The sequence below is a fragment of the Plantibacter sp. M259 genome (assembly GCF_006065115.1).
Classification (GTDB): Bacteria; Actinomycetota; Actinomycetes; order Actinomycetales; family Microbacteriaceae; genus Plantibacter; species Plantibacter auratus.
Map to the genome: position 1 here is coordinate 3,063,360 of NZ_CP040750.1, position 21,943 is coordinate 3,085,302.

Consider the following 21,943-nt stretch of genomic DNA (forward strand, 5'->3'; position numbering starts at 1 on the left):
CTGACGCGAACCCCTGATCGACCTCAGGGTCGACACGGTTCCACACGAAGGGCCCGGAGCATTTCGCTCCGGGCCCTTCGTCGTGCGCGCCGTCGACCGGTCGGCAACCAGGTGACTCATATGTAAGATATCGAGCGACCCATTCTGCATCGAGCCGCCCGAGGTGACCGTGTCCCGTTCGTCCAACCGTCCGCGTCGCCTGTTACGCCCACGTGTCCTGATCCCGAGCATCGTCGCCCTGTCCGTCTTGCTCGGCATCGCTGGAGCCACCGTGTCGGCGGCAATGGAGGCCATGTCCATCCGGGAGCAGCTGGCGTCGGTCCTGCCGGAGCTCGAGACGATCCGGGCGGGCGTCGATGGTGACGGCACCGACGCGATCGATCCTGCCGCCGTGGAGCGCGCAGGAGATGCGGTCGAGCGGGCCCTGGCGTCGACGCAGCGGCCTGACTGGTGGCTCGCCGAACGCGTGCCGGTCTCCGGGGCGAACTTCGAGGCGGTGCGCACGGCCGTCGAGGCGGCGCACGTGGTCGTCGACGAGGTCGTCGAGCCGGTCCTCGCCCTGTCCCTCGACGGCTTGGCTCTCGACGGGCGATTGGACACGGAGCGGGTGGGGAGACTCGCCCGGACCTCGGCGCGTGCGCTCGAGCGACTCGAGGAGCAAGTGGCGCGCCTCGACCGGCTCGACCGTTCGGTGCTCCTGCCGCAGGTGGCGTCGGCGCTGGGCGGACTCGACGGACCGCTGCGCGAGGCCGCATCGCTCGCAGCGCGGCTCGCACCGGTGCTTCGGGCGCTGCCCGGGTTCCTGGGGGAGGAAGGGCCGCGAGACGTGGTCGTCCTGTTCCAGAACTCGGCGGAGAGCCGAGCCCTCGGCGGCATCGCAGGTGCTTCGGTGCTCGTGCACGTCGAGGAGGGCGTGCTCAGCGTGACCAGGACCCTCGGCGGCGCGGACTTCGTGTCGCACGCCGATCCGGTGGTGCCCCTGCCGGCCGATGCCGACGCGCTCTACCGGACCGAGGGATACGCTGCCGCAGGCACCTCGATCCACGAGGTGACGGCGCGGCCGGACTTCCCGTACGGTGCGGAGGTGGCCTCGCGGTTGTGGCAGGAGAGCCAGGGCGTCACGCCCGACCTGGTGCTGGCCGTGGACCCGGTCGCCTTGTCCCACCTGCTGCGAGCGACCGGCCCCGTGGTGTTGGCGGACGGCACGGAGGTGTCGAGCGAGACGGTCGTCGACGCGCTCCTGAACGGCGTGTACCGAGACCACCCCGGTCTCAGCGACGAGGCGAACCGGGCGCAGGACGCGACCTTCACCGCGGTCGTGCACGCGCTCACGTCGCAGCTGCAGGCGGGGTCCATGGAGGTGCCCCGGGCGATCGACGGCTGGGTCCAGGCGGTCGACGAGCGGCGTCTGCTCGCCTGGAGTCCCGACCGCGTCGAGCAGCGGGCGTTGGTGCTCGCCGGGGTCGGCGGCGCCCTGCCCGAGCATTCGTCCCGTTCGGTGCCGTTCGGGCTGTACCTCTCGGACGCGGTCGGGTCCAAACTCGAGTACTACCTCCGACAGCAGGTCCGTGTCCGTGCGGGGTCGTGCGACGTCGACGGGACCCGCACGGTGATGGTCACGTCCGAGCTCTCCAACACGATCGACACGGAGCCGGAGGTCGACACGGAGGCGTTCGACTACATCGCGGGGTTCCACGAGCGTGAGGGGCTCCCGCGTGGGTGGATGCGCTTGCGGGTCATGGCCTACGCGCCCGACGGCGCCGACATCCGCTCGGTTCGCGTTGACGGCGCGGAGGTCCCGTACACGGCCGGATCGGACGACGGACGACCCGTGGCCTACGTGGTGGTGACGATCGCGCCGGGCTCGACGGTGACGCTCGACGTCGATGCGGACGTGTCCGGTGCGACGGTCGACGCGGTGCGGTTCCTGGGCACCCCGGGGGTGCGTCCGGTCGAGGTCGACAACGTCGTCGAGCCCTGCTGAGCAGCGGTGCCTCGGTGCTCTCGATGCCCGAGCCTGGGCGGATCCTGACCATCGGCCGCCCGCGACACGCCCGGGTTGCACGCATGGTGGATCCGTGGCAAACTAGTCCAGTTCAGTACTTCGGACGAGCGTGCCTGTGCGCGCTCCGGCGGATCACTGCCAGGTAGTGCATAGGAGCTCCCAGACGCGGCAACGCGACAGGGATCGAGCCTAGGCCGCGGGTAGCAGAACACCAATCACTTCATCGCAATCCAGGTCGTAGCAGTGCTACGCCCAGCGCCGACCACGAGTCGGGGTGGAAGCCGGTGGATGACCACGAGGGTCGCAAGACACGAGTGGTCGTTGACAGCAGAACAGTGGTGCGACACCAGTAGTGCCAATGGCGCGGAGCAACCGAACGTTGCAAAGCGCACGATATGCGTCCAATACGGAGCGATCCGCACGACGCGAGACAGAGAGTGAGTCACACATGGCGGGACAGAAGATCCGCATCCGACTGAAGTCGTATGACCATGAGGTCATCGATACTTCGGCGCGCAAGATCGTCGACACGGTCACCCGTGCAGGCGCAACCGTCGTCGGCCCCGTGCCGCTTCCGACGGAGAAGAACGTGGTCTGCGTGATCCGTTCGCCGCACAAGTACAAGGACAGCCGGGAGCACTTCGAAATGCGCACCCACAAGCGTCTGATCGACATCATCGACCCGACCCCGAAGGCCGTCGACTCGCTCATGCGTCTCGACCTGCCGGCGGACGTCAACATCGAGATCAAGCTCTGAGCTCGGTAGAGACGGAAGGAAGACATGTCTAACACGAAGACCAGCAAGGGTCTGCTCGGCACCAAGCTCGGCATGACCCAGGTGTGGGACGAGAACAACAAGCTCGTTCCCGTCACCGTCATCGAGATCACGCCCAACGTGGTCACGCAGGTTCGCACCCCCGAGGTCGACGGCTACGACGCCGTGCAGATCGCGTACGGCCAGATCGATCCCCGCAAGGTCAGCAAGCCTGACGCGGGTCACTTCGACAAGGCCGGCGTGACGCCGCGTCGCCACCTCACCGAGGTCCGCACCGCCGACGCATCCGAGTACTCGCTCGGCCAGGAGCTCACCGTCGACGGTGTCTTCGAGGCCGGCCAGAAGGTCGACGTCGTCGGCACTTCGAAGGGTAAGGGTTTCGCCGGTGTCATGAAGCGTCACAACTTCAAGGGAACGGGCGCATCTCACGGTGCTCACCGCAACCACCGCAAGCCGGGCTCCATCGGCGCCTCCTCGACCCCGAGCCGTGTCTTCAAGGGCATGCGCATGGCCGGTCGTATGGGTGGCGAGCGCGTCACCGTGCTGAACCTCCGGGTTCACGCCATCGACGCCGAGAAGGGCCTGCTGCTCGTCAAGGGTGCCGTTCCCGGCGCTCGTGGCCGCATCGTATTCGTCCGCACCGCAGTGAAGGGAGCGTAGTTCCATGGCTATCGCTACTCTCGACGTGCTCGACACCAAGCTCAAGAAGGCCGGCACCGTCGACCTTCCTGCCGAGGTGTTCGACGTTCAGACCAACATCCCGCTCATCCACCAGGTGGTCGTTGCGCAGCTCGCTGCCGCCCGCCAGGGGACGCACAAGACCAAGCGCCGCGGCGAAGTGTCCGGTGCCGGCCGCAAGCCGTTCAAGCAGAAGGGTACGGGTAACGCTCGTCAGGGCTCCATCCGTGCACCTCAGATGACCGGCGGTGGCATCGTCCACGGTCCAGTGCCCCGCAACTACGCACAGCGCACCCCCAAGAAGATGATCGCCGCGGCTCTCCTCGGCGCCATCTCCGACCGCGCACGCGGCAGCCGCCTGCACGTCGTCGACTCCCTCTCGATCGGTGAGAAGCCGTCGACGAAGGCCGTGTCCGAGTACCTGACGAACGTCGCTTCCTCGAAGCACGTCCTGATCGTCCTCCAGCGCGACGACGAGGTCAGCCTCCGCAGCGTCCGCAACCTGCAGAACGTGCACGTGCTGTCGTACGACCAGCTGAACGCATACGACGTGCTCGTCTCCGACGACATCGTCTTCACCAAGGCCGCCTTCGAGGCATTCGTCGCCAGCAAGACCGGCAACACGGCCGCAACCGAGGAGGTCTCGGCATGACCGCGATCAACAAGGACCCCCGCGACGTCATCTTCGCGCCGGTCGTCTCCGAGAAGAGCTACAGCCTGATCGACGAGGGCAAGTACACCTTCCTCGTCGACCCGCGCTCGAACAAGACCGAGATCAAGCTCGCCATCGAGAAGATCTTCGGTGTCGAGGTCGCTTCGATCAACACCCTCACCCGTCAGGGCAAGACCCGTCGCACCAAGTTCGGCACCGGCAAGCGCAAGGACACCAAGCGCGCCATCGTGTCGCTCAAGTCGGGTTCCATCGACATCTTCACGGCTGTTGGCTAAGACGGCCGGGAACGAAGAGGAATAAGAAATGGCTATTCGTAAGTACAAGCCCACGACTCCTGGTCGTCGCGGTTCGTCTGTCGCGGACTTCGCGGAGATCACCCGCACCACGCCGGAGAAGTCGCTGCTTCGTCCGTTGTCGAAGACCGGTGGTCGCAACAACCAGGGCCGCATCACGACGCGTCACATCGGTGGTGGCCACAAGCGCCAGTACCGTCTGATCGACTTCCGTCGCAACGACAAGGACGGCGTCAACGCCAAGGTCGCTCACATCGAGTACGACCCCAACCGCACCGCGCGTATCGCGCTGCTCCACTTCGTGGACGGCACCAAGCGGTACATCCTCGCTCCGAACAAGCTCAGCCAGGGCGACGTGGTCGAGTCGGGTGCCGGCGCGGACATCAAGCCCGGGAACAACCTGCCGCTGAAGAACATCCCCACCGGTACGGTCATCCACGCGATCGAGCTCCGTCCCGGCGGCGGCGCGAAGATGGCCCGCTCCGCGGGTGCATCGGTGCGTCTCGTCGCGAAGGACGGCCCGTACGCGCAGCTCCGTCTGCCGTCCGGTGAGATCCGCAACGTCGACCTGCGCTGCCGCGCCACCATCGGTGAGGTCGGCAACGCCGAGCAGTCGAACATCAACTGGGGTAAGGCCGGCCGTAAGCGCTGGCTGGGCGTCCGCCCGACCGTCCGTGGTGTCGCGATGAACCCGATCGACCACCCGCACGGTGGTGGTGAGGGCAAGACCTCCGGTGGACGTCACCCGGTCAGCCCGTGGGGCCAGAAGGAAGGCCGCACGCGCCACCCCAACAAGGAAAGCGACAAGCTCATCGTTCGTCGTCGTACCGCCGGCAAGAAGCGTAAGTAGGAGTAAGAGAAGATGCCACGCAGTCTCAAGAAGGGCCCCTTCGTCGACGACCACCTGCTCCGCAAGGTCGTCACGGCGAACGAGGCCAACAACAAGAACGTGATCAAGACCTGGTCGCGTCGATCGATGATCATCCCGGCGATGCTGGGTCACACCATCGCCGTCCACGACGGTCGCAAGCACATCCCGGTGTTCGTCACCGAGACGATGGTCGGGCACAAGCTCGGCGAGTTCGCGCCCACCCGCACCTTCCGTGGACACGTGAAGGACGACAAGAAGGGCCGTCGCCGCTAACGCGGTGACGTGAAGGAGGAAGAGAAATGGTGGAGTCGATCGCCCGCGTGCGACACATCCGCGTCACCCCCCAGAAGGCCCGTCGTGTCGTCGCGCTCATCCGTGGCAAGCAGGCTCAGGAGGCCTTGGCCATCCTGAAGTTCGCACCACAGAGCGCCAGCGAGCCCATCTACAAGCTCGTTGCCTCGGCCATCGCGAACGCTCGCGTCACGGCCGACAAGGACAACGTGTTCCTTGACGAGCAGGACCTGTACATCGCGAAGGCGTACGTCGATGAGGGTGCAACCCTCAAGCGTTTCCGTCCCCGCGCACAGGGCCGCGCGTTCCGCATCCTCAAGCGCACCAGCCACATCACCGTCGAGCTCTCGACGCCTGATGAGACTGCCGGCGCTGCCAAGGCCAAGAAGGTGAGCAAGTAATGGGTCAGAAAGTCAATCCATACGGCTTCCGTCTGGGAATCACGACCGACCACGTGTCGCGTTGGTTCTCCGACAGCACGAAGAAGGGTCAGCGTTACAGCGACTTCGTCGCGGAAGACGTCAAGATCCGCCGTCTGCTGGCGACTTCGCTCGACCGCGCTGGTGTCAGCCGCATCGAGATCGAGCGCACCCGTGACCGCGTCCGCGTCGACATCCACACCGCCCGTCCGGGCATCGTGATCGGTCGCCGTGGCGCCGAGGCCGAGCGCATCCGCGCCGACCTCGAGAAGCTCACGAAGAAGCAGATCCAGCTGAACATCCTCGAGGTCAAGAACCCCGAGGCCGACGCTCAGCTCGTCGCGCAGGGCATCGCCGAGCAGCTCTCCGCACGTGTGGCCTTCCGCCGCGCGATGCGTAAGGGCCTGCAGGGCGCTCAGCGCACGTCCACCGTCAAGGGTGTCCGCATCCAGGTGTCCGGCCGCCTCGGCGGCGCCGAGATGAGCCGTTCCGAGTTCTACCGCGAAGGCCGTGTGCCGCTGCACACGCTCCGCGCGAACATCGACTACGGCTTCTACGAGGCGAAGACCACGTTCGGCCGCATCGGCGTGAAGGTCTGGATCTACAAGGGCGACATCACCAACAAGGAGCTTGCTCGCGAGCAGGCCAACCAGAAGTCGACGCGTCCGGAACGTCGCGACGGTGGCGACCGCCCCCGTCGGAACGCCGGTCCGAGCAGCGCCCCCAAGGCAGCTGCTGAGGCGCCCGCCGCCGCAGGAGTTGAGGCATAACCATGTTGATCCCACGCAAAGTCAAGCACCGGAAGCAGCACCACCCCGGCCGTTCCGGCCAGGCGACCGGTGGCACCAAGGTGTCGTTCGGTGAGTACGGTATCCAGGCCCTGACGCCCGCTTACGTGACCAACCGTCAGATCGAGTCCGCTCGTATCGCCATGACGCGTCACATCAAGCGTGGCGGAAAGGTGTGGATCAACATCTACCCCGACCGTCCGCTGACCAAGAAGCCCGCTGAAACCCGCATGGGTTCCGGTAAGGGTTCGCCCGAGTGGTGGGTCGCGAACGTCAAGCCGGGTCGTGTGCTGTTCGAGGTCGCCGGAGTCGATGAGACCCTGGCCCGCGAGGCGCTGACCCGTGCAATCCACAAGCTGCCCCTCAAGGCACGCATCATCAAGCGCGAGGAGGGCGACGCATAATGGCGATCGGATCCAAGGAGCTCACCCCCGTCGAGCTCGACACCTTTGAAGACCAGCGCCTCCTCGAGGAGCTCCGCAAGGCCAAGGAAGAGCTGTTCAACCTGCGCTTCCAGTCGGCCACGGGGCAGCTCGAGAACCACGGCCGCCTGCGCGCCGTGAAGCGCGACATCGCTCGCATCTACACGGTCATCCGTGAGCGCGAGCTCGGCATCCGGGCCACGCCGACCGTCGAGGTCGTCGAGGCCAAGGCTGAGAAGAAGACCAAGAAGGCCAAGGCCGCACCGAAGTCCGAGGACACCGCTGCAGCCGACGCCGAGACCACGAAGGAGGCCTAGACATGGCTACCGCTACTGACAAGGCCCCCGAGGGTCACGAGTCGGCCGAGCACGACGTCAAGGACGCCGCTGCTCGTGGCTACCGCAAGACCCGCCGTGGTCTGGTGACCAGCGACAAGATGGAGAAGACCATCGTCGTCGAGGTCGAGGACCGCGTGAAGCACCCGCTCTACGGCAAGGTCATCCGCCGCACCTCCAAGGTCAAGGCTCACGACGAGGCGAACTCCGCCGGCATCGGCGACCTCGTCCTGATCAGCGAGACCCGCCCCACCAGCGCCACCAAGCGCTGGCGTCTGGTCGAGATTCTCGAGAAGGCCAAGTAGGCCTCGCGGCTTACTGAGAGGAAAGCGAACAATGCTTCAGCAAGAATCACGAGTCAAGGTCGCCGACAACACCGGCGCCAAGGAGCTCCTGACCATTCGCGTGCTCGGTGGCTCCGGCCGCCGCTACGCGGGCCTCGGTGACACCATCGTCGCGACCGTCAAGGACGCGATCCCCGGTGGCAACGTCAAGAAGGGCGACGTCGTCAAGGCGGTCATCGTCCGCACCCGCAAGCAGACCCGTCGTTCCGACGGTTCGTACATCAAGTTCGACGAGAACGCCGCTGTCATCCTGAAGGCTGACGGGGACCCCCGTGGTACCCGCATCTTCGGACCGGTCGGTCGCGAGCTTCGTGACAAGAAGTTCATGAAGATCGTCTCGTTGGCGCCGGAGGTTATCTAAGTCATGGCAAAGATCAAGAAGGGCGACCTGGTTCAGGTCGTCTCCGGCCCGAAGCAGGACCGCGGTGGTTACCGCGGCAAGCAGGGTCGCGTCATCGAGGTCCTGGCGGACAAGAACCGGGTGATCGTGGAGGGCGTCAACTACGTCACGAAGCACTCCCGTGTCGGCCAGACCCAGCGTGGAACGAAGACCGGCGGCATCGAGACCGTCGAGGCTTCGATCCACATCTCCAACGTCGCGCTCGTCGACCCGGAGACCAAGGGCCCGACCAAGGTCGGCCACCGCAACGAGGAAGTCACGAAGGACGGCGTCACCAAGACGGTCCGCGTTCGTTACGCCAAGAAGTCAGGTAAGGACCTGTAATGACCGACACAGAAGTGGCGACTGGCAAAATCCAGCCCCGTCTCAAGCAGAAGTACCGCGCTGAGATCCTTCCGCAGCTGCAGAAGGACTTCGGCTTCACGAACGTGCACCAGGTGCCCGGACTCGTGAAGGTCGTCGTCAACACCGGTGTGGGCGAGGCCGCTCGCGACAGCAAGGTCATCGACGGCGCTGTTTCGGACCTCACCAAGATCACCGGCCAGAAGCCGCAGGTCACCAAGGCACGCAAGTCCATCGCGCAGTTCAAGCTGCGCGAGGGTCAGCCCATCGGCGCCCACGTCACGCTTCGTGGCGACCGCGCTTGGGAGTTCCTCGACCGCCTGCTGAGCCTCGCTCTTCCGCGTATCCGCGACTTCCGCGGTCTCTCGGACAAGCAGTTCGACGGCAACGGCAACTACACCTTCGGTCTCCAGGAGCAGTCCATGTTCCACGAGATCGACCAGGACAAGATCGATCGTGTCCGCGGCTTCGACATCACCGTCGTGACCACGGCCAAGAACGACGACGAGGGTCGCGCGCTGCTCAAGGCGCTCGGCTTCCCGTTCAAGGCGGCTGAGTCCAAGTAGGCTGAGCTTCTGCCCGGTCCTCGGTGTATGTCGAGGACCGGGCTTCCGCCCGTTCGGGGCACTCCTGCCCAGAACGGTTCAACCACCACAGGTCGGCACCCTTGCACAGGATGTCGAAACCTGGTGAACAAAGGAAACACTCGATATGACCATGACAGATCCGGTCGCAGACATGCTGACCAGACTGCGCAATGCGAACTCGGCGCACCACGACACCGTGTCGATGCCGCACTCCAAGCTCAAGGTGAACATCGCCGAGATCCTCAAGTCCGAGGGCTACATCTCCGGCTGGGAGGTCGCTGACGCGGCCGTCGGACAGACGCTCTCGCTGAGCCTCAAGTTCGGCCCGAACCGCGAGCGCTCCATCGCCGGCATCAAGCGCGTCTCGAAGCCCGGCCTCCGCGTCTACGCGAAGTCGAACGAGATCCCCAAGGTCCTCGGCGGCCTCGGCGTCGTCATCCTGTCCACCTCCAGCGGCCTCCTCACGGACCGCCAGGCCGAGAAGAAGGGCGTGGGTGGGGAAGTCCTCGCCTACGTGTGGTAGCCAGTCATGTCTCGTATTGGAAGACTCCCCATCGACATCCCGGCAGGCGTCACCATCGACGTCGCCGGTCAGAACGTCACCGTCAAGGGCCCGAAGGGTGAGCTCCAGCTCACCGTCGCAAGCCCCATCGAGGTCAAGCTCGAAGACGCACAGCTGCTCGTCACGCGTCCCGACGACGAGCGCAACTCGCGCTCGCTCCACGGCCTGACCCGCACGCTCATCGCGAACCAGATCATCGGCGTCACCCAGGGCTACACCAAGGGCCTCGAGGTCGTCGGTACCGGTTACCGCGTCGCTCAGAAGGGCAGCGCCGTCGAGTTCGCGCTCGGCTTCTCGCACCCCGTCACCGTCGAGCCGCCGGTCGGCATCACGCTGACCGTCGAGGGCAACAACAAGCTCACGGTCGCCGGTATCGACAAGCAGGCCGTCGGCGAGGTCGCCGCCAACATCCGTAAGATCCGCAAGCCCGAGCCGTACAAGGGCAAGGGTGTGCGCTACGCCGGCGAGATCGTGCGTCGCAAGGCCGGAAAGGCTGGTAAGTAATCATGGCTCGTCCAACGAAGACTGCCGCACGTGGCCGTCGCCACACGCGTCTGCGCAAGAAGGTCGAGGGCACCGCGGTCCGTCCGCGCCTCGTCGTCAACCGTTCAGCCCGTCACGTGTTCGTGCAGGTTGTCGATGACACGAAGGGTCACACCCTCGTCTCCGCCTCGACCATGGAGGACACCCTCCGGACGTTCGACGGCGACAAGACCGCCAAGTCGCGCAAGGTCGGCGAACTCATCGCCGAGCGTGCCAAGGCAGCCGGCATCGACGATGTCGTATTTGACCGTGGAGGCAACCGCTACGCAGGTCGCGTGGCAGCAATTGCCGATGGTGCTCGAGAGGGCGGATTGAACCTGTGAGCGAAGACAACAAGCAGCAGCAAGAGCCTGTGGCGACCGTGGCCGAGGCCCCGGTCGAGACCGCGGCATCGACCGCGCCCACCGGCGACCGCGAGCCGCGCGAAGCGCGCCGCGGAGGCCGCGAGCGCAACCCCAACCGCGACCGCGGCAGCCGTGACAGCGACAAGAGCCAGTTCCTGGAGCGCGTCGTGACCATCAACCGTGTCTCGAAGGTCGTGAAGGGTGGTCGTCGCTTCAGCTTCACCGCCCTCGTGGTCGTCGGCGACGGCAACGGCATGGTCGGTGTCGGCTACGGCAAGGCTCGCGAAGTCCCGCTCGCGATCGCGAAGGGCGTCGAAGAGGCGAAGAAGAACTTCTTCCGCGTCCCGCGCGTCGGCTCGACCATCCCGCACCCCACCCAGGGTGAGGCAGCAGCCGGTGTGGTGCTCCTGCGCCCCGCCGCCGCTGGTACCGGTGTCATCGCCGGTGGTCCCGTCCGCGCCGTCCTCGAGTGCGCCGGCATCCACGACGTGCTGAGCAAGTCGCTCGGTTCGTCCAACACGATCAACATCGTCCACGCGACCGTCACGGCGCTGAAGCAGCTCGAGGAACCTCGTGCCGTCGCAGCCCGTCGTGGTCTCGAGTTCGACCAGGTCGCTCCGGCCCGCCTGCTCCGTGCAGAGGCAGAGGCCGTTCAGGCGGCCGCTGCTGCGAAGGTAGGTGCCTGATGGCCCAGCTGAGGATCACCCAGATCAAGGGCAGAATTAGTGAGAAGCAGAACCAGCGCGACACGCTTCGCAGCCTGGGTCTCCGTCGCATCGGTGCTGTCGTCGTCCGCCCGGACAACGCGCAGAACCGCGGCTACGTGAACACTGTTGCTCACCTCGTACAGGTTGAGGAGATCGACTAATGGCTGAGAAGAACGAAACCACTGAGGAGAAGGCCCCCAAGGCCGCTGCCAAGGCAGCTCCGAAGACGGCTGCCGCGAAGGCCGAGCCCAAGGCGAAGGCGGCCCCCAAGGCTGCTGCAGCCAAGAAGCCCGCGAAGGACGAGCCCGCTGAGAAGCGCGAGCAGGTCCTGAAGGTGCACCACCTGCGTCCGGCCGCCGGGGCCAAGAAGTCCCGGATGCGCGTCGGTCGTGGTGAGGCGTCCAAGGGTAAGACCGCGGGTCGCGGTACCAAGGGTACGAAGGCCCGTTACAACGTCAAGGTCGGCTTCGAGGGTGGGCAGATGCCGCTGCACATGCGCACCCCGAAGCTCCGTGGCTTCAAGAACCCCTTCCGCGTCGAGTACCAGGTCGTGAACCTGGAGAAGCTCGCCGAGCTGTACCCGAAGGGTGGCGACGTCACCACGGTGGACCTCGTCGCCAAGGGTGCCGTCCGGAAGAACGAGAAGGTCAAGGTTCTCGGAAACGGTGACATCTCGGTTAAGCTGAATGTCGCGGTTGACAAGGTCTCCGGCTCAGCTGAGCAGAAGATCGTGGCAGCCGGGGGCAGCGTCAAGTAGCCCTCGGCCGGCTCCGCACAGGAGCTCACTCGGGTGGCCGGCATCATGCCGGTCACCCGGGCCGACCCCGCAACATCTCACAGGAGGCCCCTTTTGTTCAGCGCCATCGGCCGGATCTTCCGGACCCCGGATCTTCGTCGCAAGATCGGGTTCACGCTCGGGATCATCGCCATCTACCGGCTGGGGTCCTTCATCCCCGCTCCGTTCGTGAACTTCCCGAACGTGCAGCAGTGCCTCGCGAACCAGCAGGCCGCCGGCGCATCAGGCCTCTACGAGCTCGTCAACCTCTTCAGTGGTGGCGCGCTCCTCCAACTCTCCATTTTCGCGCTGGGCATCATGCCCTACATCACCGCGTCGATCATCGTCCAGCTCCTCCGCGTGGTCATCCCGCACTTCGAGACGCTGCACAAAGAAGGCCAGGCCGGCCAGGGCAAGCTGACCCAGTACACGCGGTACCTCACGATCTTCCTCGGCATCCTCCAGTCGACGACGCTCATCACGGTCGCCAAGAGCGGTGCGCTGTTCGGCAACCAGGGCGGCGTCTGCGCCGACCTCATCACCGCCCAGGGCGGCACCTGGTACGGCATGCTCCTCATGGTCGTCACCATGACCGCAGGCACCGGCCTCGTCATGTGGATGGCCGAGCTCGTCACCGAGCGCGGTGTCGGCAACGGCATGTCGCTCCTCATCTTCACCTCGATCGCAGCCACCTTCCCGGGCTCGCTGGCCGCCATCTGGACCGCGAAGGGCCCGGAGGTCTTCCTCCTCGTGCTCGCCGTCGGCCTCGTGATCGTCGGACTCGTCGTCTTCGTCGAGCAGTCGCAACGTCGCATCCCGGTGCAGTACGCGAAACGGATGGTCGGACGCCGGACGTACGGCGGCAACAACACCTACATCCCCATCAAGGTCAACATGGCCGGTGTGGTGCCCGTCATCTTCGCGTCGTCGATCCTGTACCTGCCGGCCCTCATCGCGCAGTTCAACCAGCCGACGACCGGCACCCCGGCGCCCTGGGTCCTGTGGATCCAGCAGTACCTCACCAAGGGTGACCACCCGTTGTACATGCTCATGTACTTCCTGCTCATCGTCGGCTTCACCTACTTCTACGTCGCGATCACCTTCAACCCTGAAGAGGTCGCCGACAACATGAAGAAGTACGGCGGGTTCATCCCCGGCATCCGTGCCGGACGCCCGACCGCCGAGTACCTCGACTACGTGCTGACCCGCGTGACCCTGCCCGGATCGATCTATCTGGGGTTGATCGCGCTGCTGCCGCTCATCGCCCTGGCGCTGGTCGGCGCGAACGCCAACTTCCCGTTCGGTGGCGCATCGATCCTCATCATCGTGGGCGTCGGGCTCGAGACGGTCAAGCAGATCGACTCGCAGCTCCAGCAGCGCCACTACGAAGGGCTCCTGCGTTGAGCGCGGCGGCAGGTAAGCCCCGTCTGCTCATCGTCGGTCCTCCGGGATCCGGCAAGGGCACGCAGGCGGCCTTCCTCGCGGAGCGCTTCGGCATCCCCGCGATCTCGACGGGCGACATCTTCCGCGCGAACATCAAGGAGGGTACGGCGCTGGGTAAGCAGGTCCAGGCGATCGTGAGCGAGGGCGGGTACGTCCCCGACTCTTTGACGAACGAGATCGTCCGAGATCGGCTCCACCAGCCGGACGCAGTCGACGGGTTCCTGCTCGACGGGTATCCGCGGACCACGGACCAGGTCGTCGCGCTCGACGCCCTGCTCGCCGAGAGTGATGCACGCCTCGACGCCGTCGTGCAACTGCAGGCCGACACCGAGGAGGTCGTCGCACGACTCCTCAAGCGTGCCGCCGAGCAGGGCCGCACCGACGACACGGAAGAGGTCATCCGTCACCGGCTGGAGCTCTACGCGCAGGAGACCGCCCCGCTGATCGAGGTCTTCACCGCCCGGGGGCTCGTCGTGGCCGTCGACGGTCTCGGCGAGGTCGACGAGGTCACCGCGCGGATCGACGCCGCCCTCGCTGCCCGCGGCATCGTCGTCCCGGCCGTCTGACGCACCGACACATCCACCACGGTGTTCCGGAAGTCGATCTACAAGACCCCTGACCAGATCCGCGCCATGATCGCGCCGGGGCTGGCCACCGCGGCATCGCTCGATGCGGTTCGCGCGCTCGTCGCTCCCGGGGTGACGACGCTGCAACTCGACGCGGCTGCCGAGGCGGCCATCGTCGCGGCCGGCGGGCACTCCAACTTCAAGCTCGTGCCCGGCTATCGCCACACGGTCTGCACCTCGGTCAACGAGGACGTGGTCCACGGCATCCCCGGGTCTCGCGTGCTGCAGGCGGGCGACATCGTGTCGATCGACAGCGGCGCCGAGATCGACGGCTGGAACGGCGACTCCGCGATGACCATCGTGCTGCCCGATCCCTCGCGCCCGGAGCTCGTCACCGAGCGCGAGCGCCTCTCGGCGGTGACGGAGGGCTCGCTGTGGGCCGGGATCGCCGAGCTCGCGACCGCCCGACACCTCAACCAGGTCGGCGCCGCGATCGAGGAGTACGTCGAGGACCACTCACCCGAGGGGAAGCCCTACGGGATCCTCACCGACTACGTCGGGCACGGCATCGGACGCACGATGCACGAGGCGCCACCGGTGTTCAATTACCGGGTCCGCCAGCGTGGCCCCGAAGTGAAGCCCGGACTCGTGGTGGCCATCGAACCGATGGTGGTCGCCGGGAGCCCCGACACCTTCGTCCGCGACGACGAATGGACCGTCGCCACGCTCGACGGTGGCTCGGCGGCGCACTGGGAACACAGCGTCGCCGTGCACCGCGACGGCATCTGGGTCCTGACCGCTCACGACGGCGGCGCTGAGGCTCTCGCCGCGTTCGGCGTCACTCCCGTCCGTCCGGCCTGACCGAGCGGCCGCCCGGTCGCCGTCCGGACCTCGCACGTCCCGGTAGAGTTGCTCGGCATGAGCGTGCCGATCGTGTTCCTTCTCGACGTCCTCCCCGCAGACACCGTCATCGACGACGCCGACCTCACGGCAACGATCACGCCGGCCGGCGACGGGTCCGGCGTCTTGAGCGTCTTCGACCTCGGCCCCGCGCGGGGGACGGGATCTTCGAGACGATCGGTGTCGTCCGCCGGCACCCGCAGTCGGTCGAGGCGCACCTCGATCGACTGACCGAGTCGGCGGCGATCCTCGATCTGCCCGCGCCGAACTACGCTCAGTGGCGGCTCGCGATCGCGCGCGCGGTCGCGGAACTCCCCGATGTCGATCAGAGCGCCGTCCGACTCGTCTTGACGCGGGGGAGTGGCGGACGCCCGACCGGGTGGATCTCGGCGACGCCGGCGGACGGCTTCCCCGAGCGCGAGAACGGCATCGAGGTCGTCCTGCTCGACCGAGGCCTCCCGAGCGACGTGCAGGCGCGTTCGCCGTGGCTGCTCGCCGGTGCCAAGACGCTGTCGTACGCGGTCAACATGGCCGCGCTCCGTGAGGCGCACCGACGTGGAGCGGACGACGTGCTCTTCGTCAGCAGCGACGGCTTCGTCCTCGAGGGCCCGACCTCCACCGTGGTCGTGCGGATCGGCGGAACATTCGTGACGCCGCCACCGTCGAGCGGCATCCTGCCCGGCACCACGCAGCTCGCGCTCTGGGCCCACCTCGAGGAGCAGGGGCTCGCGCACGAGTACCGGATGCTGACACCGGAGGACATGCTCGACGCGGAAGCGGCGTGGTTGCTCTCCAGCGTCCGACTGGCCGCGCCGGTGCGTGCCGTGGACGGACGTCCGCTGCCGATGGACGCCGGTCTCACGGCGCGGATCAACGACGCGCTGCTCTCCCGCACCGACTGACGGGCCCTGGCCGACGTTGAGTTGGCGAAACCCGGAAACATAGCATAGAATCGATCTTTGGTGCTTTCTGCATGCCTTCGGCGAGCCGACATCCGCACCGCAATCCATCCGCACGACCAGTGCGACTCAACCTGAGCGACAGTGAGGCTATGGCCAAAAAAGACGGCGTCATCGAGATCGAGGGCCAAGTGGTCGAGGCTCTGCCCAACGCGATGTTCCGCGTTGAGCTGACCAACGGACACAAGGTACTTGCCCACATTTCGGGCAAAATGCGTCAGCACTACATCCGCATCCTCCCAGAGGACCGCGTGATCGTGGAACTGACCCCCTACGACCTGACCCGTGGTCGGATCGTCTACCGCTACAAGTAGGTCGCGCTGTAAGTAACGGCCGGACGCGCCGCCACCATCCGGTGGTGGGCCCGGCACGATGACAGCGAAAAGAGAGAACTATGAAGGTCAAGCCCAGCGTCAAGAAGATCTGCGACAAGTGCAAGGTCATCCGTCGCAACGGCCGCGTCATGGTCATCTGCGAGAACCCGCGCCACAAGCAGCGCCAGGGTTGATCTCAGAGGATCTGCAGCACGCAGCCCTGAGCACCACAGCACCACCCCTCTAACGGCAGTTCCAGATCCCGCAGCACATCGTGCACCGCGGGTGACACCTCGGGTCGGAGGCCCGAGCACCGGAACTGCTCCACACCTCCACAACTCCTAGGAGAAGCCACCATGGCACGTCTCGCCGGCGTAGACATCCCACGCGACAAGCGCGTGGAAGTTGCACTGACGTACATCTACGGTGTTGGCCGCACGCGGTCACTCAAGACCCTCGCCGACACCGGCATCAGCGGAGACATCCGCGTGAAGGATCTCACCGATGACCAGCTGATCGCCCTGCGCGATTACATCGAGGGCACCTTCAAGGTCGAGGGTGACCTCCGCCGTGAGGTCGCCGCCGACATCCGCCGCAAGGTGGAGATCGGGTCCTACCAGGGCATCCGTCACCGTCGTGGACTTCCGGTCCGCGGCCAGCGCACCAAGACCAACGCGCGCACCCGCAAGGGCCCGAAGCGCACCGTCGCCGGCAAGAAGAAGGCTCGCTAGGCCCCGCCTAGTCGCCTCGTCATAGGACTCAGGAGATATTCATGGCAGCACCAAAGTCGGCCGTTCGGAAGCCGCGTAAGAAGGAAAAGAAGAACATCGCCGTGGGCCAGGCTCACATCAAGTCGACGTTCAACAACACGATCGTCTCGATCACCGACCCCTCGGGCGCGGTCATCAGCTGGGCTTCGTCCGGTGGCGTCGGCTTCAAGGGTTCGCGTAAGTCGACCCCGTTCGCCGCACAGCTCGCCGCCGAGTCGGCTGCGCGTCAGGCGCAGGAGCACGGCATGAAGAAGGTCGACGTCTTCGTCAAGGGACCTGGCTCCGGCCGCGAGACCGCGATCCGTTCCCTCCAGGCCGCAGGCCTCGAGGTCGGCTCGATCAACGACGTCACGCCTCAGGCACACAACGGCTGCCGCCCCCGAAGCGTCGCCGCGTCTAATTCCTTCGGTTCACCGGCCGTGATCCGTCCGTAGCGATCGTCTGATCGCCGCGGACGGATCACGGCATGGTCCTGGTGACCAGGGCCAGCGAACACCATTCACTACCTCGCCAACGCAAGTGTCATATAGCGGACACTTAGCCGAAAGGAATCCATAGTGCTCATCGCACAGCGCCCTACGCTCACCGAAGAATCCATCTCGGAGTTCCGCAGCCGGTTCATCATCGAGCCGCTCGAGCCAGGCTTCGGGTACACCCTCGGGAACTCGCTCCGTCGCACCCTGCTGTCGTCCATCCCGGGTGCAGCTGTCACCAGCATCCGCATCGACGGCGTGCTGCACGAGTTCAGCACGATCCCCGGTGTCAAGGAAGACGTCACCGAGATCATCCTGAACATCAAGGGCCTCGTCGTCTCCAGCGAGCACGACGAGCCGATCACGGCGTACCTCCGCAAGACCGGCGCAGGCCAGGTCACCGCAGCCGACATCTCGGCTCCGGCCGGCGTCGAGGTCCACAACCCGGACCTCGTCATCGCGACCCTCAACGACAAGGCGAAGTTCGAGCTCGAGCTCACGATCGAGCGTGGCCGCGGCTACGTGTCGGCCACGCAGAACCGCAACGAGTTCAGCGAAGCCGGTCAGATCCCCGTCGACTCGATCTACTCGCCCGTCCTCAAGGTGACCTACCGCGTCGAGGCGACTCGTGCCGGTGAGCGCACCGACTTCGACCGCCTGGTCGTCGACGTCGAGTCGAAGCCGGCCATCACGCCGCGCGACGCCATCGCGTCGGCCGGTCGCACGCTGACCGAGCTGTTCGGTCTGGCTCGCGAGCTCAACACCGCCGCAGAGGGCATCGAGATCGGCCCCGCGCCGGTCGACGCCGTGCTGCCGGGCGAGCTCTCGATCCCGATCGAGGACCTCGACCTCTCCGTGCGCTCGTACAACTGCCTCAAGCGCGAGGGCATCAACAACGTCAGCGAGCTCGTCGCGCTGTCGGAGACGCAGCTCATGAACATCCGCAACTTCGGACAGAAGTCGGTGGATGAAGTTCGCGACAAGCTCACCGAAATGGGCCTCTCCCTGAAGGACTCGGTTCCCGGGTTCGACGGCGCCCACTTCTACAGCGGCTACGACGACGAGACCGTCTCCTAGCACGCGATCCACCTGACGACTTTCCAACCTGAAGAGAGACAAGAATGCCTACTCCCACCAAGGGACCCCGCCTCGGAGGCGGACCTGCCCACGAGCGTCTCCTGCTCGCCAACCTCGCTGCTGCGCTGTTCACCCACAAGCGCATCCAGACCACCGAGACCAAGGCGAAGCGCCTGCGTCCGCTCGCTGAGCGCCTGATCACCTTCGCGAAGCGCGGCGACCTGCACGCCCGCCGTCGGGTGCTCGCGACCATCACCGACAAGAGCGTCGTCCACGAGCTCTTCACGGAGATCGCGCCCCTCGTCGCCGACCGTCAGGGTGGCTACACGCGCATCATCAAGACCGGTTACCGCAAGGGCGACAACGCTCCGATGGCCGTGATCGAGCTCGTCCTCGAGCCCGTCACGCCGAAGGCGAAGCCGGCCAAGCAGTCCGCGAAGCACGCCGCAGCGCCGGTCGACGAGGCTCCGGCCGAGGAGACCCCCGCCGAGACCTCGGCCGACGCCGAGGCGACGGAAGCCGTCGAGGCGACCGAGACCGACGGCGAGTCCGTCGACGCCGGCGAGACCACCGACGAGGCTCCCGCGAAGGACGCCAAGTAGGTTCAGCGACACACGAACGGAACCCCGCTCTCCACCTGGAGGGCGGGGTTTCGTCGTTCCTGGCGGCGCTGCGACGGTGTCCTAGGCTGGAGACATGAGTACCACTCCCGCCGTTCCGGCCGGCCAGCCGGCCCTGCCACAGCACCCCGATGTCGTCCAGTGGCGTCCGGCGGTCCGCGCGGACATCGACGACATCGTGGCGCTGTGCCGCGCCATGGATCCGTTCGACAACCCCCACCGGGTGACGAGCCGTGACGAGATCGCGGACCAGTTCGACCACGCGTGGATCGACATGGCTGCGGACAGCCTGCTGGCGATCGCCGCCGACGGCACGCTGGTCGCCTACGCGATGGTGATCCTGTCGCCCTCACGAGACGTGTCCGTGTACTCGTACGTCTTCGGCGGCGTGCATCCCTCATGGCGTGAGCGTGGGATCGGCCGAGCGCTGCTCGCGTGGTCGCTGGAACGGTCCGAGCAGCAGCTGGCCTCCGTCGAGACGGGTGCTCCGGCTTCGTCCCGTGCCTATGTCGACGAACGGAACCCGGGGGCGGCGCGCCTGTTGGAACGGTTCGGCTTCGCCGTGGCGAGGTACTTCACGATCATGGAACGCGATCTCTCCGCACCCGTCGACGAGATCGACGTGCCCGACGGTGTCCGACTCGAGGCGTACCACCCGGACGTGGCCGAACGCACGAGGGAGGCTCGGAACGACTCGTTCCGGGATCACTGGGGCAGCCTGGAGACGGTCCCGGCGATGTGGGCGCAGTTCGTCGGCGGATCCCACTTCCGCGACGACCTCTCGGTGGTGGCGATCGACGGCGACGGACGGGTCGTCGGCTTCACGCTGGCCGAGGTGGACGAGGACAGCTGGTCCGCGCAGGGGTTCACCAGCGCGTACATCGCCCTCGTCGGGACCGTGCGCGACTGGCGTGGCCGACGACTCGCGCCGGCTCTGCTGGCCACCGCGCTTCGTCGGATCCAATCAGCCGGCCTCGAGCGGGCGACCCTGGAGGTCGACACGGCCAGTCCCACGGGTGCGCTCGGGCTGTACGAACGACAGGGCTTCGTCGCGACGACGCGTGATCTGGCGTACGTCCGTGAGCGCTGAGCAGGTCGCGGCAGCGGACGTCCTCCCGACCCGGCGGTTCCGGCTTGCGATCGCGTACGACGGCACGGACTTCGCCGGATGGGCGAAGCAACCGGGGCTCCGCACGGTCGAAGGGGTCCTGGAGGAGGCGCTCTACCGCGTGCTCGGGAAGACCGTCCCGCCCATGCCACGGTTCGTGGTGGCCGGACGGACGGATGCCGGGGTGCACGCGGCCGGTCAGGTGGCCCACCTCGATCTCACCGAGCCACAGCTCGCGAAGATCATGCGATTGCAGGGGCGCCACGCCGAGTTCCACGACGGGACGCCGCGGAACGAGACCGCGAGCTCCCTCCTCGTGCGTCGACTGAACGGCGTGCTCGGGATGGACCGCGACGTCGTGATCCACACGGCGGAACCGGCGCCCGAGGGTTTCGACGCGCGCTTCTCGGCGGTCTGGCGTCACTACCGCTACCGCCTCGCGGACGCCGACGTCCGCAAGGACCCGATCCTCCGGCGGACGACGAGCTGGACGACGGCGTCGCTCGACGTCGAGCTGCTCCACCGGGCGGCCACCTCGCTCGTCGGGCTCCACGACTTCCAGGCGTACTGCAAACCGAGACCGCGCGCGACGACCATCCGGACCCTGCAGTCCTTCAGCTGGGAGCGGGACGAGGCGGGCGTGCTCGTGGCGAGACTCACCGCCGACGCGTTCTGCCACAGCATGGTGCGGGCGCTCGTCGGCGCCTGCGTCGCCGTGGGGGAGGGGCGCATGTCGCTCGACGAGGTCGTCCGGCTCCGCGACGGCGGGCGGCGGGAGATCGACTTCCGGGTGATGCCGGCGCGCGGGCTCACCCTCGTCGAGGTCGGGTACCCCGAGCCGGGGCTGCTGCACGCGCGGGCCGCCGAGACCCGACAGCGGCGGAGCCACGAGCACGTGGAAGCGAGCGCCGAGTGAGGTTCCCGGTGGGAATTGACCGCCGGGACGTCGTCGCGTAGACTCTCCCGTTGGTGCCTGCGCCTTCTGCGGCGCGGTACCCGAAGTTGAGCCCTCCACCTCGGGCGTTCCGTTCGGAACACCCAACAGGAGCGGGATTCACGAACGACCAACTCCGACCAGAAAGCAGCACTATTGTGACGCGCACGTATTCCCCGAAGGCCAGTGAGATCACGCACGACTGGGTCGTCATCGACGCCACCGACGTGGTCCTCGGCCGCCTGGCCAGCCACGCTGCAGCGCTCCTGCGCGGCAAGCACAAGGCGACCTTCTCCCCCACATGGACGGTGGCGACTTCGTCATCATCATCAACGCCGACAAGGTGGCCCTCACCGGCGCCAAGCTCCTGCAGAAGAAGGCCTACCGCCACTCCGGTTACCCGGGCGGGCTCTCGGCCGTCACCTACGCCGAGCTCCTCGAGAAGAACCCGATCCGCGCCGTCGAGAAGGCGATCCGCGGCATGCTGCCGAAGAACACGCTCGGCCGCGACCAGCTGAAGAAGCTCAAGGTCTACACGGGCAGCGAGCACCCGCACGCCGCTCAGCAGCCCAAGCCGTTCACGCTCGACCAGGTCGCCCAGTAAGCACCGGACAAGAAAAAAGGA

General features: G+C 66.5%; 33 protein-coding genes and 2 pseudogenes. All 35 read left to right on the top strand.

What is annotated here, in order from left to right:
- Positions 1-163 precede the first annotated feature (163 nt).
- Complete coding sequence (locus FGL15_RS14270; RefSeq protein WP_138946523.1) at positions 164-1,984, top strand: DUF4012 domain-containing protein; 1,821 nt, start codon at positions 164-166, stop codon at positions 1,982-1,984.
- Between the two features lie 469 nt (positions 1,985-2,453).
- Positions 2,454-2,762, top strand: coding sequence for a 30S ribosomal protein S10 (rpsJ, locus tag FGL15_RS14275; RefSeq protein WP_005050520.1), 309 nt, complete (start codon positions 2,454-2,456; stop codon positions 2,760-2,762).
- A 24-nt stretch (positions 2,763-2,786) separates the two neighbouring features.
- Positions 2,787-3,440 (top strand): 50S ribosomal protein L3, encoded by a 654-nt coding sequence (rplC, locus tag FGL15_RS14280; RefSeq protein ID WP_056008154.1) that lies wholly within the window; start codon positions 2,787-2,789, stop codon positions 3,438-3,440.
- A 4-nt stretch (positions 3,441-3,444) separates the two neighbouring features.
- Entirely contained in the window at positions 3,445-4,110 is a 666-nt protein-coding gene (gene rplD, locus FGL15_RS14285) for a 50S ribosomal protein L4 (protein WP_079705263.1), read from the top strand.
- Positions 4,107-4,406: a 50S ribosomal protein L23 gene (rplW, locus tag FGL15_RS14290; RefSeq protein ID WP_056008147.1), complete on the top strand. Its 300-nt coding sequence runs from the start codon at positions 4,107-4,109 to the stop codon at positions 4,404-4,406. The genes rplD and rplW overlap by 4 nt, the downstream gene beginning before the upstream one ends.
- Positions 4,407-4,434: 28 nt before the next feature.
- Positions 4,435-5,274, top strand: a complete 840-nt coding sequence (gene rplB, locus FGL15_RS14295; protein WP_064296701.1) for a 50S ribosomal protein L2 — start codon at positions 4,435-4,437, stop codon at positions 5,272-5,274.
- Between the two features lie 12 nt (positions 5,275-5,286).
- Positions 5,287-5,568, top strand: a complete 282-nt coding sequence (gene rpsS, locus FGL15_RS14300; protein ID WP_064296700.1) for a 30S ribosomal protein S19 — start codon at positions 5,287-5,289, stop codon at positions 5,566-5,568.
- 26 nt (positions 5,569-5,594) lie between these two features.
- Entirely contained in the window at positions 5,595-5,987 is a 393-nt protein-coding gene (gene rplV, locus FGL15_RS14305; RefSeq protein ID WP_056008137.1) for a 50S ribosomal protein L22, read from the top strand.
- On the top strand, positions 5,987-6,775 hold the full coding sequence (gene rpsC / locus FGL15_RS14310; protein WP_064296699.1) for a 30S ribosomal protein S3: 789 nt from the start codon (positions 5,987-5,989) through the stop codon (positions 6,773-6,775). Before rplV ends, rpsC begins: the two co-directional genes overlap by 1 nt.
- A 2-nt stretch (positions 6,776-6,777) precedes the next feature.
- Positions 6,778-7,197, top strand: a complete 420-nt coding sequence (rplP, locus tag FGL15_RS14315; protein WP_056008131.1) for a 50S ribosomal protein L16 — start codon at positions 6,778-6,780, stop codon at positions 7,195-7,197.
- On the top strand, positions 7,197-7,532 hold the full coding sequence (rpmC, locus tag FGL15_RS21355) for a 50S ribosomal protein L29 (protein ID WP_079705264.1): 336 nt from the start codon (positions 7,197-7,199) through the stop codon (positions 7,530-7,532). Before rplP ends, rpmC begins: the two co-directional genes overlap by 1 nt.
- A 2-nt stretch (positions 7,533-7,534) precedes the next feature.
- Entirely contained in the window at positions 7,535-7,855 is a 321-nt protein-coding gene (rpsQ, locus tag FGL15_RS14325; RefSeq protein ID WP_056008125.1) for a 30S ribosomal protein S17, read from the top strand.
- A 31-nt stretch (positions 7,856-7,886) separates the two neighbouring features.
- Entirely contained in the window at positions 7,887-8,255 is a 369-nt protein-coding gene (rplN, locus tag FGL15_RS14330) for a 50S ribosomal protein L14 (protein ID WP_064296696.1), read from the top strand.
- A gap of 3 nt (positions 8,256-8,258) precedes the next feature.
- Positions 8,259-8,618, top strand: a complete 360-nt coding sequence (gene rplX / locus FGL15_RS14335) for a 50S ribosomal protein L24 (protein ID WP_056008121.1) — start codon at positions 8,259-8,261, stop codon at positions 8,616-8,618.
- Positions 8,618-9,202 (top strand): 50S ribosomal protein L5, encoded by a 585-nt coding sequence (gene rplE / locus FGL15_RS14340; RefSeq protein WP_056008119.1) that lies wholly within the window; start codon positions 8,618-8,620, stop codon positions 9,200-9,202. Before rplX ends, rplE begins: the two co-directional genes overlap by 1 nt.
- Positions 9,203-9,347: 145 nt before the next feature.
- Positions 9,348-9,746, top strand: a complete 399-nt coding sequence (gene rpsH / locus FGL15_RS14345; RefSeq protein WP_064296695.1) for a 30S ribosomal protein S8 — start codon at positions 9,348-9,350, stop codon at positions 9,744-9,746.
- A gap of 6 nt (positions 9,747-9,752) precedes the next feature.
- Positions 9,753-10,289, top strand: coding sequence for a 50S ribosomal protein L6 (rplF, locus tag FGL15_RS14350; protein ID WP_064296694.1), 537 nt, complete (start codon positions 9,753-9,755; stop codon positions 10,287-10,289).
- 2 nt (positions 10,290-10,291) lie between these two features.
- On the top strand, positions 10,292-10,651 hold the full coding sequence (gene rplR / locus FGL15_RS14355; protein ID WP_064296693.1) for a 50S ribosomal protein L18: 360 nt from the start codon (positions 10,292-10,294) through the stop codon (positions 10,649-10,651).
- Between the two features lie 38 nt (positions 10,652-10,689).
- Positions 10,690-11,358 (top strand): 30S ribosomal protein S5, encoded by a 669-nt coding sequence (rpsE, locus tag FGL15_RS14360; protein ID WP_229939737.1) that lies wholly within the window; start codon positions 10,690-10,692, stop codon positions 11,356-11,358.
- A complete protein-coding gene (rpmD, locus tag FGL15_RS14365) occupies positions 11,358-11,540 on the top strand; it encodes a 50S ribosomal protein L30 (protein ID WP_079001710.1) in 183 nt (60 codons plus the stop codon). Before rpsE ends, rpmD begins: the two co-directional genes overlap by 1 nt.
- Positions 11,540-12,136: a 50S ribosomal protein L15 gene (gene rplO / locus FGL15_RS14370; protein ID WP_079705265.1), complete on the top strand. Its 597-nt coding sequence runs from the start codon at positions 11,540-11,542 to the stop codon at positions 12,134-12,136. Before rpmD ends, rplO begins: the two co-directional genes overlap by 1 nt.
- A gap of 93 nt (positions 12,137-12,229) precedes the next feature.
- Positions 12,230-13,558 (top strand): preprotein translocase subunit SecY, encoded by a 1,329-nt coding sequence (secY, locus tag FGL15_RS14375; RefSeq protein ID WP_064296691.1) that lies wholly within the window; start codon positions 12,230-12,232, stop codon positions 13,556-13,558.
- Positions 13,555-14,163, top strand: a complete 609-nt coding sequence (locus FGL15_RS14380; protein WP_240773554.1) for an adenylate kinase — start codon at positions 13,555-13,557, stop codon at positions 14,161-14,163. The genes secY and FGL15_RS14380 overlap by 4 nt, the downstream gene beginning before the upstream one ends.
- Before the next feature lie 21 nt (positions 14,164-14,184).
- Complete coding sequence (gene map, locus FGL15_RS14385; protein ID WP_138946524.1) at positions 14,185-15,024, top strand: type I methionyl aminopeptidase; 840 nt, start codon at positions 14,185-14,187, stop codon at positions 15,022-15,024.
- A 57-nt stretch (positions 15,025-15,081) separates the two neighbouring features.
- Positions 15,082-15,294 (top strand): hypothetical protein, encoded by a 213-nt coding sequence (locus FGL15_RS21055; RefSeq protein WP_240773555.1) that lies wholly within the window; start codon positions 15,082-15,084, stop codon positions 15,292-15,294.
- Positions 15,240-15,965, top strand: coding sequence for an aminotransferase class IV (locus FGL15_RS14390; protein WP_240773967.1), 726 nt, complete (start codon positions 15,240-15,242; stop codon positions 15,963-15,965). The genes FGL15_RS21055 and FGL15_RS14390 overlap by 55 nt, the downstream gene beginning before the upstream one ends.
- Positions 15,966-16,114: 149 nt before the next feature.
- On the top strand, positions 16,115-16,336 hold the full coding sequence (infA, locus tag FGL15_RS14395) for a translation initiation factor IF-1 (RefSeq protein ID WP_017885304.1): 222 nt from the start codon (positions 16,115-16,117) through the stop codon (positions 16,334-16,336).
- An 80-nt stretch (positions 16,337-16,416) separates the two neighbouring features.
- Positions 16,417-16,530, top strand: a complete 114-nt coding sequence (gene rpmJ, locus FGL15_RS14400; RefSeq protein ID WP_021759549.1) for a 50S ribosomal protein L36 — start codon at positions 16,417-16,419, stop codon at positions 16,528-16,530.
- A 162-nt stretch (positions 16,531-16,692) separates the two neighbouring features.
- On the top strand, positions 16,693-17,067 hold the full coding sequence (gene rpsM, locus FGL15_RS14405; RefSeq protein ID WP_064296688.1) for a 30S ribosomal protein S13: 375 nt from the start codon (positions 16,693-16,695) through the stop codon (positions 17,065-17,067).
- 41 nt (positions 17,068-17,108) lie between these two features.
- Positions 17,109-17,506, top strand: a pseudogene (gene rpsK / locus FGL15_RS14410) (30S ribosomal protein S11).
- A gap of 157 nt (positions 17,507-17,663) precedes the next feature.
- Entirely contained in the window at positions 17,664-18,656 is a 993-nt protein-coding gene (locus tag FGL15_RS14415) for a DNA-directed RNA polymerase subunit alpha (RefSeq protein WP_056008091.1), read from the top strand.
- 44 nt (positions 18,657-18,700) lie between these two features.
- Positions 18,701-19,258, top strand: coding sequence for a 50S ribosomal protein L17 (gene rplQ, locus FGL15_RS14420; protein WP_085510253.1), 558 nt, complete (start codon positions 18,701-18,703; stop codon positions 19,256-19,258).
- A 94-nt stretch (positions 19,259-19,352) separates the two neighbouring features.
- The gene (locus FGL15_RS14425; protein WP_138946526.1) at positions 19,353-20,366 is read left to right on the top strand and encodes a GNAT family N-acetyltransferase; all 1,014 of its coding nucleotides are present in this window, start codon (positions 19,353-19,355) and stop codon (positions 20,364-20,366) included.
- Positions 20,356-21,300 carry a tRNA pseudouridine(38-40) synthase TruA gene (gene truA, locus FGL15_RS14430; protein ID WP_138946527.1) on the top strand — a complete coding sequence of 315 codons (945 nt, stop codon included), beginning with the start codon at positions 20,356-20,358 and terminating at the stop codon, positions 21,298-21,300. The genes FGL15_RS14425 and truA overlap by 11 nt, the downstream gene beginning before the upstream one ends.
- Before the next feature lie 176 nt (positions 21,301-21,476).
- Positions 21,477-21,922 (top strand): annotated as a pseudogene (gene rplM, locus FGL15_RS14435) (50S ribosomal protein L13).
- The last annotated feature ends 21 nt before the right edge of the window (positions 21,923-21,943 follow it).

What these genes read in the sequence shown, in the direction of transcription:
- infA (WP_017885304.1), top strand. Translation starts at nt 16,115, where the DNA reads ATGGCCAAAAAAGACGGCGTCATCGAGATCGAGGGCCAAGTGGTCGAG.
- rpmJ (WP_021759549.1), top strand. Translation starts at nt 16,417, where the DNA reads ATGAAGGTCAAGCCCAGCGTCAAGAAGATCTGCGACAAGTGCAAGGTC.
- rplW (WP_056008147.1), top strand. Translation starts at nt 4,107, where the DNA reads ATGACCGCGATCAACAAGGACCCCCGCGACGTCATCTTCGCGCCGGTC.
- rplV (WP_056008137.1), top strand. Translation starts at nt 5,595, where the DNA reads ATGGTGGAGTCGATCGCCCGCGTGCGACACATCCGCGTCACCCCCCAG.
- rplC (WP_056008154.1), top strand. Translation starts at nt 2,787, where the DNA reads ATGTCTAACACGAAGACCAGCAAGGGTCTGCTCGGCACCAAGCTCGGC.
- rplF (WP_064296694.1), top strand. Translation starts at nt 9,753, where the DNA reads ATGTCTCGTATTGGAAGACTCCCCATCGACATCCCGGCAGGCGTCACC.
- rpsM (WP_064296688.1), top strand. Translation starts at nt 16,693, where the DNA reads ATGGCACGTCTCGCCGGCGTAGACATCCCACGCGACAAGCGCGTGGAA.
- FGL15_RS14425 (WP_138946526.1), top strand. Translation starts at nt 19,353, where the DNA reads ATGAGTACCACTCCCGCCGTTCCGGCCGGCCAGCCGGCCCTGCCACAG.
- rpsJ (WP_005050520.1), top strand. Translation starts at nt 2,454, where the DNA reads ATGGCGGGACAGAAGATCCGCATCCGACTGAAGTCGTATGACCATGAG.
- rpsS (WP_064296700.1), top strand. Translation starts at nt 5,287, where the DNA reads ATGCCACGCAGTCTCAAGAAGGGCCCCTTCGTCGACGACCACCTGCTC.
- rplB (WP_064296701.1), top strand. Translation starts at nt 4,435, where the DNA reads ATGGCTATTCGTAAGTACAAGCCCACGACTCCTGGTCGTCGCGGTTCG.
- FGL15_RS21055 (WP_240773555.1), top strand. Translation starts at nt 15,082, where the DNA reads ATGAGCGTGCCGATCGTGTTCCTTCTCGACGTCCTCCCCGCAGACACC.
- rplD (WP_079705263.1), top strand. Translation starts at nt 3,445, where the DNA reads ATGGCTATCGCTACTCTCGACGTGCTCGACACCAAGCTCAAGAAGGCC.
- rpsC (WP_064296699.1), top strand. Translation starts at nt 5,987, where the DNA reads ATGGGTCAGAAAGTCAATCCATACGGCTTCCGTCTGGGAATCACGACC.
- rpsH (WP_064296695.1), top strand. Translation starts at nt 9,348, where the DNA reads ATGACCATGACAGATCCGGTCGCAGACATGCTGACCAGACTGCGCAAT.
- rpmC (WP_079705264.1), top strand. Translation starts at nt 7,197, where the DNA reads ATGGCGATCGGATCCAAGGAGCTCACCCCCGTCGAGCTCGACACCTTT.
- rplN (WP_064296696.1), top strand. Translation starts at nt 7,887, where the DNA reads ATGCTTCAGCAAGAATCACGAGTCAAGGTCGCCGACAACACCGGCGCC.
- rplP (WP_056008131.1), top strand. Translation starts at nt 6,778, where the DNA reads ATGTTGATCCCACGCAAAGTCAAGCACCGGAAGCAGCACCACCCCGGC.
- rpmD (WP_079001710.1), top strand. Translation starts at nt 11,358, where the DNA reads ATGGCCCAGCTGAGGATCACCCAGATCAAGGGCAGAATTAGTGAGAAG.
- rplR (WP_064296693.1), top strand. Translation starts at nt 10,292, where the DNA reads ATGGCTCGTCCAACGAAGACTGCCGCACGTGGCCGTCGCCACACGCGT.
- rpsQ (WP_056008125.1), top strand. Translation starts at nt 7,535, where the DNA reads ATGGCTACCGCTACTGACAAGGCCCCCGAGGGTCACGAGTCGGCCGAG.
- rplO (WP_079705265.1), top strand. Translation starts at nt 11,540, where the DNA reads ATGGCTGAGAAGAACGAAACCACTGAGGAGAAGGCCCCCAAGGCCGCT.
- rplQ (WP_085510253.1), top strand. Translation starts at nt 18,701, where the DNA reads ATGCCTACTCCCACCAAGGGACCCCGCCTCGGAGGCGGACCTGCCCAC.
- rplE (WP_056008119.1), top strand. Translation starts at nt 8,618, where the DNA reads ATGACCGACACAGAAGTGGCGACTGGCAAAATCCAGCCCCGTCTCAAG.
- rplX (WP_056008121.1), top strand. Translation starts at nt 8,259, where the DNA reads ATGGCAAAGATCAAGAAGGGCGACCTGGTTCAGGTCGTCTCCGGCCCG.